10 protein-coding genes are annotated in these 12625 nt (G+C 33.3%); 8 read left to right on the top strand and 2 right to left on the bottom strand.

Translation table 11 applies throughout. From position 1 onward, the window contains the following. Positions 1-38: 38 nt before the first annotated feature. The 8 genes from secY2 (at position 39) to P7F85_RS00575 (ending at position 10713) form a co-directional block, all read left to right on the top strand. On the top strand, positions 39-1250 hold the full coding sequence (secY2, locus tag P7F85_RS00610; RefSeq protein WP_002467558.1) for an accessory Sec system protein translocase subunit SecY2: 1212 nt from the start codon (positions 39-41) through the stop codon (positions 1248-1250). Positions 1251-1260: 10 nt separating this feature from the next. Then, positions 1261-2823, top strand: a complete 1563-nt coding sequence (gene asp1 / locus P7F85_RS00605) for an accessory Sec system protein Asp1 (protein ID WP_002467560.1) — start codon at positions 1261-1263, stop codon at positions 2821-2823. Further along, the gene (gene asp2 / locus P7F85_RS00600; protein WP_002467570.1) at positions 2813-4393 is read left to right on the top strand and encodes an accessory Sec system protein Asp2; all 1581 of its coding nucleotides are present in this window, start codon (positions 2813-2815) and stop codon (positions 4391-4393) included. The genes asp1 and asp2 overlap by 11 nt, the downstream gene beginning before the upstream one ends. Beyond that, positions 4383-5003 carry an accessory Sec system protein Asp3 gene (gene asp3, locus P7F85_RS00595; protein WP_002467565.1) on the top strand — a complete coding sequence of 207 codons (621 nt, stop codon included), beginning with the start codon at positions 4383-4385 and terminating at the stop codon, positions 5001-5003. The genes asp2 and asp3 overlap by 11 nt, the downstream gene beginning before the upstream one ends. Positions 5004-5035: 32 nt before the next feature. Further along, entirely contained in the window at positions 5036-7426 is a 2391-nt protein-coding gene (gene secA2 / locus P7F85_RS00590) for an accessory Sec system translocase SecA2 (RefSeq protein WP_015364610.1), read from the top strand. A 14-nt stretch (positions 7427-7440) separates the two neighbouring features. Then, entirely contained in the window at positions 7441-8958 is a 1518-nt protein-coding gene (gene gtfA, locus P7F85_RS00585) for an accessory Sec system glycosyltransferase GtfA (protein WP_002467568.1), read from the top strand. Beyond that, complete coding sequence (gene gtfB, locus P7F85_RS00580; protein ID WP_002467563.1) at positions 8951-10291, top strand: accessory Sec system glycosylation chaperone GtfB; 1341 nt, start codon at positions 8951-8953, stop codon at positions 10289-10291. The genes gtfA and gtfB overlap by 8 nt, the downstream gene beginning before the upstream one ends. Positions 10292-10467: 176 nt before the next feature. After that, complete coding sequence (locus P7F85_RS00575; protein WP_002467564.1) at positions 10468-10713, top strand: DUF3923 family protein; 246 nt, start codon at positions 10468-10470, stop codon at positions 10711-10713. An 871-nt stretch (positions 10714-11584) separates the two neighbouring features. Here the strand turns inward: P7F85_RS00575 and P7F85_RS00570 are convergent. After that, positions 11585-12046 carry a hypothetical protein gene (locus P7F85_RS00570; protein ID WP_002467569.1) on the bottom strand — a complete coding sequence of 154 codons (462 nt, stop codon included), beginning with the start codon at positions 12044-12046 and terminating at the stop codon, positions 11585-11587. Then, positions 12046-12558, bottom strand: coding sequence for a hypothetical protein (locus P7F85_RS00565; protein WP_002467561.1), 513 nt, complete (start codon positions 12556-12558; stop codon positions 12046-12048). Before P7F85_RS00565 ends, P7F85_RS00570 begins: the two co-directional genes overlap by 1 nt. Positions 12559-12625: the final 67 nt, after the last annotated feature.

The raw sequence follows: 12625 nt of genomic DNA, 5'->3' as shown, positions 1-12625 counted from the left end.
TATAATCATTTAAAGAAAAGGATTAGTGTGGGAAATTGATGAATATTAAAAACATTAAAAATATCGAATATAAAATTTTATATAAACGTATTCTTTTCACTCTAATGATCATTTTCATATACATATTGGGTAGTAATATTAAAATTGCTGATATGAAATCATCAGCACAACATACGAATCAATTTCTTGATTTAGCTATTTCAAATGTCGGCGGAGATATTACAACACTCAACCTATTCTCATTGGGTCTAAGTCCTTGGCTTACCACGATGATTATTATGACGTTACTGACCTATCGAAATATGGAGAAAGGTCAAAAACAAACACGTCTAGAACGTAGCTATAAAGAACGTTTTTTCACTATTTTATTAGCATTAATTCAAGGCTATTTTATCTTAAGTGAGTACATTAATAAGGGTATGATTCATCACGCTAATTTCCCTTTAATGTTACTTATCTTAGTAGCCGGCACAATGTTACTCGTGTGGTTAGCTGATCAAAATACTGTTTATGGTATTGCAGGTCCAACGCCTATCGTATTAGTTAGTATTATCAAATCTATGTTTCAAAATAAGCATCTTCAATTGTTGGATACCCAAACAATGATGATCGGTGGAATTATGATATTAGTCGTGTTGATTCTTTTATTATTCATAGAAATGATTGAATATCGGATGATTTACAGAGATATTATGAATATCAGTACATCTAAAAAAGACACTTATGTATCTTGGAAATTAAACCCTGCTGGTAGTATTTCAATCATGTTTAACTTTTCACTTTTCTTCTTATTAGGTGTCTTAATACATTTAGTTGGAAGATGGATCACTGGAGATGCTCAATATCGACCACCATTTTTAGAATTAGATAATCCAATTGGGGTATTGATATTCATCATCATGTTGATCATCTTAAACTATTATTTATCCCGAGTTATGTTGAATACGAAACGTATTGCTAAAGACTTTCAAAAGAGTGGGAATTATTTCGACGGCATTTATCCTGGTGATGATACAAGACATTATTTAAACCGTAGAGCTAAAAAAATTAGTGCAATCGGTGCCTTAATAATTGGTTTTATCATTAGTCTGCCGCTTATTAGTTCTATATTTATATCTGGTATTTATGATCAAATTTCAATTTTTACGCAGTTTATTATTTTAATTTACATTACGATAAATATTACAGAAACAATTAGAACATATTTATACTTTGATAAATATAAATCATTTTTAAACAAATATTGGTAAGGAGTAAGGTATGAAATATTTCGTTCCAGCTTGGTACAACAATGATCAATGGTGGCGTAATTTGAATCAACCATTTTATATAAAAAACGCAATGATAGAGTTTGATGATTCCATTAGTCTCATGTCGATGCATGAAAAAAATGACGAAGATTTTAAACTACTTCATTTAAGTTTTAATCCCAACTTACGTTTATTTCTGCATAAGTATGACTTATATGAAGCAAATATTTGGTCGTTATTTGACGAAATTCAGGGATTCGAAGACATTCCACCTAGATCCTTTCAATTTGAAGACTTAGAGTGGCCTGATAACACTGAATTTTTCTATTCACCTTATTTAATACAGGCTATGAAAGCACATTACGTATCCAAAATTTATTTTAATCAAGACGGTTATTTAATTGTAGTGGACGATTTTGAACATGATATTCATCAGCGTCGTTATATCTTTGATGAACGTGGTTATTTGAGTGCTATCCGCTATTACAACGAACTCGGTCACGAACAATATCAAGATTATTTAACCGCTTCGGGTGATGTTGTTTTACGTGAAAACCTAGAGACCAATGTTGTTCAAGTTATGGCAGATCATGCGCACCAATTTCATTCCAAGACCTATCCATCAATGGTTGATTTAATTACAGAACGTTTAAACACATTTTGTAATCAACATATGCAAGCGAATGATAAACTGATTGTTTCATCACATATTGCTCATAACGGCATTTTTAATACGATTAGAAATGACGTGCAAGTATATTACTCCATTTTTAGTAAACGTAATCGTACGATTGACCAACCATTGATTAAGAGTATGGCGCATAGCAACAAATGGCTTGTTGATACACATGAAAACGAACATATCTTACATCAACTCATTGAAACACTAGATACTAAACCTGAAATATTGAGATTTACACCATTCGATACACAAATCTTAGAAAATCTTAGTAGCCAGTTAGATGAAACTTACATAGGTGTTTGGATTGATGGTCTTAATGACGATTATTTACAAATATTAATCAATGATTTAATCACTTATATTAAACGTCATCCATCGTATCGCCTAGTCATTTTAACGAAAAATAGCGCTACACAATTACAACAATGGCTATCTCAATTAATACAAAATGTCAATGAAACGTTCAACGAAGAAGATGAGGAAGATTTAGCCAAATCAGAATTAATCCAAGCAAAATCAGCGGAAGACTTTGAGGAATTAGTACAAATTCAATCGGTGCCATTTGAATATGACGTATTAAAGGCATTATCCCGACTAAGAATTGTCATTGACCTTAGTGCTGAGCCGGATTTATTCTTACAAATTGCAAGTATCAGTGTCAGAATTCCACAAATAAATATGCATCAAAGTAGTTATGTCACTCATTTAGAAAATGGCTTTTTGATTAATAGTTATGCGGATATTACGACTGCGTTAGATTATTTCTTAAGTACCTTAAAGCATTGGAATGGTGCGTTTACATTTAATACCAATATGATTGAAGATTTAAGTTCAGGTCACATTATTGAACAACTTGACCACTTTTTAGAAGGTGATAACCATGCCACGTAAATTTAAAGTATTACAAATTGGTGGAACAGATTTAGAATATCTATTCACGCATAAACCAGAAGTCGCTTGGGACTATTTTGATACACAATTATTTGAATTTGATAGTGGGTATATCGATAGTATTAAAGAGATTGTCGAGGAATCTGGACAGTTTGATTTAGTATTTATACAAGCGAACCTGACAGATGCATTAACACAACTCTTGCATATTGTGAGTCATCCATATAATACACTTGTCGATGCACAATATTGGCCAAGTGGCTATGAAGAACTTGATTTAGTGCAGAGGTATCTCATTCGTCCTATTCATTATGATACGACGGATGATCTTCATGATAAATTGATATCTATTTCATTTCCTGGGCAATACGGAGATAAGGTGAGTCCAGCTCGAACACATATCCAATCGCCAGCACATATCGAAGTGATTCATTATGGTAATAGAGAAATTCAATTGAAAGGTCATTTCGGTGATGAATTGATTCCGGTGCTCAATTGGCAGCAAAACCTCGTATACGATAAAGATAAAGTGATTGAAGTTTGGCCGGAATTCCGAACTGAAGGTGATGTCACCTTAGAATATACGTTTCGATTAGTATCTTTAAATCCAGAAGAAGGCGTCCTTGAAAAGATTGTTCTAAGTGAGGAAGAACTTGCCGAGCCACTTTATTTACAACGCAGACCCTATACGGCATACATTTCAACATCAGTCAGTGTTAAAGGTAATGGTACCGTTCATATCGGCGCCGTACATAAACGTTTATCACATATTGAATTCGGTCATTTATTACTCGGTAGTCATCGTTTTGTAGATGAAAATCGCGAAGAATTCTTTTATTACTTTAATCCTGGAGATTTCAAACCACCACTTAATGTTTACTTCAGTGGTTATCGTGAAGCTGAAGGATTTGAAGCTTATTTTCTAATGAATCAATTAGGTGCGCCTTTCTTACTGATTAGTGATCCAAGAATTCAAGGTGGCGCATTTTACTTAGGTTCGGATACGTATGAAAATGGTATTAAACAGGTCATTACCGATACACTAAACCAACTCGAGTTCAAAGAAGATGACTTGATACTATCAGGTTTATCTATGGGATCATTTGGTGCTTTATACTACGGTGCCCAATTAAATCCTAAAGGCATTAACGTTGGTAAGCCTTTAGTCAATGTCGGTACTATAGCTAAAAATATGAAATTATTACGACCTAATGATTTCGAAACATCATTAGATATCGCCCTTTCACCCGAACATACAATGACCGAGTCATCACAAACTAACAACGATTTGAAGCATATTAAAGACTTAGACGACAAATTCTGGAATGTCTTTTCAAATAGTCATATTAGCGATACATCCATTGCTATTACTTATATGAAAAATGACGATTACGATCAGTCTGCATTCGAAGATTTGCTACCAGTATTAAGCCGACATCATGTCCATCTGATGAACAAAGCCGTACCAGGTCGACATAATGATGATACATCAACCGTTGTGAATTGGTTTATGAACTTTTATCATATTTTATTAAAAGATCATTTTGGGAGAGACAATCATGCAAAGTAATCAAACATTAGACGTAAGATGGCGCAAAGTGACACGTCATACTTACAAACATGGCGCAACAATACAATTTCACGATGACTACACATATTATGAAAATCAACTCATGCCATCAGGCTTGCAAATTAACTTATGGGAACCAGCCACTACATTTGATAAAGATGGCCATCCGCCTAAACTCCCTATGTTAAAGAGAGGTTATCGTTATGATATTCATCTAGATATTACTGCCACGCCAGCACAAAGTGTTTATGTCATTGTGACCTTTTATTTAAAAAATGGTAAAGCATTCGACCACTGTATGATTAAAGAAACTGATAGCTATTTTATTTATCCAAATGAGGCTTATAGTTATGATATTTGCTTGATGAACGCTGCATGTCATCATCTTATATTTAAGAAAATCACCTTAACTGAACGATATTTTGTAAAGGATAAAGATAAAGAAATCGCCGAATCTATCGAATCATCAACCAATGACATTTTAACGAGCTCTGATGATATAACAGAGACACATTCATCAGAGGACGGTCGACCACGTACACCACAGGAGAATGTTAACTTAGTCAATCAAATCATGAAAACAACACGTCCAAAACGTGATCATAATTAAAATCCATTAATCAATCAGAAAGGAGGATAACTATGAATCTCAATGTGAATACCGCAATTAATCATATGAGGTTAAAAAAACTTTATAAAATATTAAATAAAATCAATCGTTATAGTGAAGACATGCGTCAATATTCAGATGAACAATTACAAGACAAAACCATAGACTTCAAACAGCAGCTGCAAGATGGTAACGCAACGTTGAATGATATTTTACCTGAAGCCTATGCTGTTGTCCGAGAAGCGTCACGTCGTGTATTAGGTATGTATCACAAAGACGTACAGGTACTAGGTGCAATAGTGATGCATCAAGGAAATATTTCAGAGATGCAGACAGGTGAAGGGAAAACATTAACTGCCACATTACCCTTGTACTTAAATGCGCTATCAGGTAAGTCTGTCTTTTTAATCACTACAAATGATTATTTAGCGAAACGTGACTATGAAGAAATGAAACCTTTATATGAATGGTTAGGTCTTACAACATCACTGGGATTTGTAGAGAATCCTCAAGGACCTATATCCAATCAAGAAAAGCAGACGCTATATCATCACGATATTATTTACACAACCAATGGTAATTTAGGTTTTGACTATCTTATCGATAACTTAGCTGATACGAAAGAAAGCAAGTTCTTACCTGAACTACACTATGCCCTCATTGATGAAGTGGATTCTATTATCTTAGATGCAGCACAAACACCACTCGTCATTTCTGGTGCACCAAGAGTACAATCTAATTTGTTTGAAATTGTAAAAGCCTTTGTAGCAACACTTAAAGAGGATCAAGATTTCAAAATGAAAAAGACAAAGCGTGAAATTTGGTTAACTGAACAAGGTATCGAAAAGGCCAATACATATTTTGATGTGCCTAATATCTATGATGCCCCCTACTTTGATTTAGTAAGGAATATTAATCTTGCATTACGTGCCACTTATTTATTTGATCTTAATTTAGATTACATTATTATGGACGGCGAAATCATGTTAATCGACCGTATCACTGGACGTATGTTACCAGGCACTAAAATGCAAGCCGGGCTTAACCAAGCCTTAGAAGCTAAAGAGCATTTAGATATTTCAGATGATATGAGTGTCATGGCTACCATTACCTTCCAAAATCTCTTTATGCAATTTGAGCGCTTTTCTGGAATGACGGCGACAGGTAAACTTGCGGAGAAAGAATTTTTCGACCTTTATTCAAAAATCGTTATTCAAATTCCAACATCTAATCCTGTGATAAGACGAGATTTACCGGATAAAGTATTTGTGAATGATGATGATAAAAATGTCGCAATTTTAGATACAGTGATTGACTATCATCAAAAGCATCGTCCTGTATTATTAATTACACGTACAGCTGAAGCAGCGGAATACTTTTCCAGTGAATTATTTAATAGACATATCCCGAACAACTTGCTGATTGCACAAAATGTCGCTCGTGAAGCCCAAATGATTGCAGAGGCAGGTCAATTGAATGCCGTTACTGTAGCTACAAGTATGGCTGGTAGAGGTACAGATATTAAACTATCTAAAGAAGTTCACGAACTCGGTGGTCTAACAGTACTGATTAACGAGCACATGGAAAATAGTCGTATCGATAGACAATTAAGAGGACGTGCCGGTCGTCAAGGTGACCCAGGTCAGTCTCAAATTTTTATTTCATTAGATGATTACTTAGTCCAACGTTGGAGCGATTCCAAGTTAAAAGACAATCCATCATTGATGAAACAAGATACAGCATACCTATCTGATAGCCCTACCTTTAATAATAAAATCAAACGTATTGTTAAAAAGGCACAACGTGTTTCTGAAGAAGAAGGCATGAAAGCACGTGAAACGGCAAATGAATTCGAGAAGAGTATTAGTACACAACGTCAATTAATCTATAGTGAACGTAACCGTATACTTAATAGTGAAAACTTAGATGACTTAGACTTTGAAAGTATTGCTCGTGATGTCTTTAATCATGACTTTAAGACTGACGGTAGTATGACAAGAGATCATATTGTTCGTTATATCTATAAAAACTTGAGCTTTAGTTTTGTGGATGCTAATTTTGAATTTAATCATCAAAATCACGATGAAAATATTGAGTTTTTAATAACACAATTTAAAGACCAACTGGCCACTAATAAACAGAAAATTAGTGACAACGAGTTATACCAACAATTTTTAAGAAAAGCAGTACTCAAAGCCATCGACACATCATGGATTGAGCAAGTAGACTATTTACAACAACTCAAAGCGAACGTCAATCAGCGTCAAAAAGGTCAACGGAATTCTATATTTGAATACCATAAAGTGGCATTAGACTCATTTAATGATATGGAACATGATATTAAACATCGTATGATTCGAAACTTATGTTTAAGTATCATTGATGAACAACAAAATGGTGATTTAACCATTCATTTCCCTTAAAAGGAGGGCTATTTATGACAATTTATAACATCAACTTTGGCATTGGTTGGGCAAGTAGCGGCGTAGAATATGCACAAAGTTATCGCGCACAAATGCTACGACATTTAAAAGAAGATGCAAAATTCATATTTTTAGATTTTATTGCGTCAGAAAATATACAAACCTTAACAGCTAACTTGGGGTTTCAAGACAATGAAGTCATTTGGTTATATCAATACTTTACAGATATCCCAATAGCACCAACTACATATACCATTGATCAACTTAAACTTGATGTCGGAAATACAGTGACACGGACTGAAGTCGATCAACAAGGCAAGGTACAACGTCTTTATTTAGACCATCAATCTCAAACATTTGTAACCTGTTATATGAAAAATGCCGACCAACCCTATGTTGACCGTGCTGAATTTGTCGTTAATGGTATGTTAATTCGCAAAGATTTCTATAGCTACGTTCGTGTCTTCTCTGAATATTACGCACCATATGATAACTATGCCAAATTGTATATGCGTCAGTTCTACAATGAAAATGGCTCTATCGCCTATCAAGAGATCATAGATGGTGATGCACATTCCTATGTATTTAACGATGCACGTTTTGATAGTAAAGAAGCCTTTGTTGCTTACTTTATTCAACAATTATATTTAACGCATAACGACATTGTCATATTAGATCGTGCCACTGATATCGGCCAAGCAGTTCTACAAAATAAAGGCCAAAGTCATGTCGGTATTGTGGTACATGCAGAACATTATAGTGACAATATCACAGATGGTACGCACATTTTATGGAACAATTATTATGAATATCAGTTTAATCACGCACCATATATTGATTTCTATATTGTGGCTACCGATTTACAAAATCAAATTCTGTCACAACAATTTGCGCAATATACAAAATTTCAACCACGTATTAGAACAATACCTGTGGGTAGTCTCGACCAATTAACAATGCCAAGTGTAGAAAGACAACCATATTCTATCCTAACCGCTTCACGTTTAGCGTCTGAGAAACACGTAGATTGGATCGCACTAGCAGTCATTAAAGCCAAACAAGCAGTACCACAGCTATCATTTGATATTTACGGACACGGCCCAGAAAAAGATAAAATTCAACAAATCATCAGTGAACATCATGCCGAAGACTACATTCACTTACGAGGTCACGTCAATCTTGATGAAATTTACACACAATATGAATTATTTGTATCAGCATCACAAAGTGAAGGCTTTGGCTTAACACTTATGGAAGCAGTAGGTTCTGGCTTAGGTATGATTGGTTTCAATGTGAATTATGGGAACCCCACTTTCATCTCAGATGGTCAAAACGGTTACTTATTAGATAAACCGACTAAGGAAGAATCTATCGAGGAGATTACAGATCGCATGGCTGATAAAATAGTTCAATACTTTAACAATGGCCCTACATCTCCTCAGCAAGTTTCATATGATATTGCTACACCATTTAAGACAGCAGAAATGATTAACAAATGGCAGAATTTAGTCGACGAGGTGCTCTATGATTAATTTATTTGAATATTATAATCAACCGACTCAGTTATTACATCAAACACTTGAACAAGCAGATTATCATAACTTCACTATTTGTATTGAAGATGATGGTTTCCTACCAGATGAGGTGACATCCCCTTATCAGTTCTTTGCGGCTAATTTATTACATGATGACGATCAACCTAAATTCTTTAATGCTGTTGATGTCCCACCATTTTGGGAAATTAGTGGCGATGGGCAATCAGCTCAAATTAAAGATATGGGACATATTAGAGGCGAAATACGTTATCGCCCTCATTATAAAACGCGCATAGTTAGTCATGTGCGTTGGTTCGACGATAAAGGTCGCTTGCGTTCTGAAGATCATTATTCAAAACATGGCTTTAAATTTGCTGAAACGATTTATGATTTGGCTGGAAAAGCTATATTAAAGAAATATGTAACCCGAGAAGGTAAAGAAGTGATATATGAAAACTATGTCACAGGGGATTATGTATTAGACTGGCAAGGACAATCCTATTTCTTCCCTTCTAAAGTGGCGTTTATAACCTTCTATCTTCAACAAATTCAAGTGGATTTATCTGAGATCATTATTAATTCTTTATCAACACCATTCTTAGTCTTACATCATATGAATACAGAAGGTAAAGGCTTATTATTCTGGCAAGAAAGTAGTAACGGTCATGTCCCAGGAAATATGTTGTCATTACTAGATGGTACATTACAACGTCAATTCTCTGTGATGATACCTGATTACAGAGAATATCATACTGTGGTGGCACAACTTAATTCTGAACAAGCATCGCATGTTTATCAAGCCGGTTATCTGTATGACTTTGATAAATCAAATCAATATTCAAACCATGCACTCATCCTGACAAACTCAGATGAAATACCGCAGCTTGAACATATTATAGTGGCGCACCCTAATATGCAATTCCATATCGCTGCATTAACTGAAATGTCGTCCAAACTCATGACGTACGATCAACATCAACACGTACATTTATATCCAGCAGCAACTAAAGATATATTTGCGGAACTATACCAACTCTGTGATATTTACCTCGACATTAATCAAGGCAACGAAATTGAAAATGCAGTAGCACGGGCATTTCATCATCAACACGTTATCTTAGCGTGGGATGAGGTTGCGCATCAGCGTCCATTTACTGCACCAGAAAACACATTTACATTAGAACAATTGAACCAGTTTAACCAAGTGTTACACGATATCACTACTAACCATCAACAGTTCGACTTACATCGTACTTACCAAGCTAGACACGCTAACCAACTCACAATTGATACATTCGTGAGTATAATACAACAGGCACTGTATGAATAAACGCTTAATAAGAGACATTCACTTAATGATAAAAGTAAAATCTATTGTATTGACTTAAAATTCATCTATCCAAAAATCCCCCTACTAATAAAATAGTAAGGGGGCTTATGAAATATCATTTCAGAAAATTAACTTAATTATGTTAATCTAAAAGTAACTAAGTTGAGGTGAATAAAATGAAAATTTCATGGATTTCTTGGTGGATAATGAGTATTCTAGAAATTATAACTTTCATCTTTTTCGCGTTTATGGTGTGGAATAGAAATGTAGATGCAGCTGGCGTAACACAAACAACCGAACTAAAGTTAGTTAATCTAGGTGTGTTAGGATTTGCATTTTTAATTCCATTTATAGTGCAAATAGCATGGTTAATCGCTAATATTGTAATTTCAAAAAAGCAAAAGAATCAAGCATTACATTAAAATTTAGTTTTATACATTCAAAACAAAAAGCAATTTCTATCCACTTCGAATAGAAATTGCTTTTTCTCATGTTTATGATGAAATGTAAAAATTAATAGCTATCGATTTAATTGGTATATTTCACATCATCTAACTTTTAAATCAACTGGTTATGATTAATTTGACTTAGCTCGGAAATAATTTTTTTATTAACAAATATATTAAATTGAGAAAAATAATAACTTTAAGTAGATACCAACCAAACATACATAACTCTTTAAGAATATTAATGAACTTAAGATTGTGTTGAAATGATATTCTTTTTCAGAGAAGTTCTTGTATTAAAAATCAAAGCAAATACATGGAATTAAAAAAATCTTAAATAACACTACCCAAAAGTAGTTTTTTAGTACGAAAAAATCGTTTGTTAAATGTGTAATATCATGATAATATATACTTATCAAAAAAACCAATCTCAACTTTGAGACTGGAAAAACTTAGTAAACCTAATTTTGAAATTCTTGGGTTAATATGTTATCACAATGTATATTTCTGCTCTCGTATTGGTAGTACGAGAGCTTATTTTTTTGCAGTCATTTTGATGACTACGTATAAAGTACTAATGAAACTTACAACTATAGAAATATCTATATCTAAGTGAATAGTCATACGCATCACCTCACTTTCTCAAGTGTAAAGCGATAACATATGACAAATTTTTGAACTAAGTTTTATAAGGATAATTATACATAATACCTAAACTTATTTAAAGTTAAAGTTTTATGCCAAATGTTCGTCTTTTCTTTCGAACACTGACAACTATTGGGCTAAACACAACTCGATAAAATAAAAATATTTTTTCGATTTAAATTACTTGACTTTAATAATGAGTTTATTCAACTCTATTTTTACTATTAGTATTCTTTTTAATACTATATATAGTATAAATAAACCAAATTAATGCTATTACTATACATATTCTAGTCAGCCAACTTGTAATACTTGAAGAGCTACTATCTTTTTTCACTGCGTCTATTTGTATAGATATAACATTTTCAGCAGACAAAGTAACCTTTGCTTTATCAGGGTTATCTTTATCAAATTTAAATGTAAAATGTTGCGTTACATCGTTTTTAGAATCATAAATATCAAAGCTTACTGAGTCTCCTCTTTCTTTAATATTTTCCATCTCATTTCTTGTGTCTCTTTGTTCCATTTTACCATCTTTAATAATAGCCCAATTTTCTTCAAAAGTTTCATTATACCAATGGCCTTCTAATTTCTTTTCTGCACTATTTCCACAACCACACAAAACTACTAGTGATAACACAAGCAAAAATAATATTTTTTTCATTAATATCCTGCCTCAGCTTTTTCTTTATCAGTTCTAGCTTTCCAATCATTAAAACTTTCATTTTCATCAGCATAAGCCCAACTGGAACCACCACCACCAGCACCATTAGCTTTTTGTTCAGGTGTTAAATGTGTAATATCATATTGGCTCTTTTTAGCATCTAAATACTCTTTATATTCTTTACTATTAGTATTTACACTTTCATTATTTGTGTTACTTTTACTTACATTATTATTTTGTGAATTAGTATTAGCTTGTTCTTGTTCTCCTTGTTGATTATTAGAAGTATTAGCAGTTTCTTCATTATTAGAATTTTGTTGAGAATTTTCATTATAATTATTCTCTGTAGAATTATTTGTAGTTTTACCTTTTGATTTCTCTTTCTTATTATCTTTCTTTTTTTGTTCTTGTTTGTTTTTAGAATCTTTATCTTGGTCATTATCCTTTTGACCACAACCTGTTAATAATAAAGTAATTGCAATACTAGGTATTGCTATGTATTTAATTCTCATTTCTCCCCACCCTTTTCGTTTAATAATTAAATATTAACACAACTTAATAAAAAAATTAGCAACAATT

It is taken from the genome of Staphylococcus sp. aM, assembly GCF_052975125.1.
Note: the sequence above shows the minus strand (reverse complement) of the source record. Positions and strands in the feature narration are given on the sequence as shown.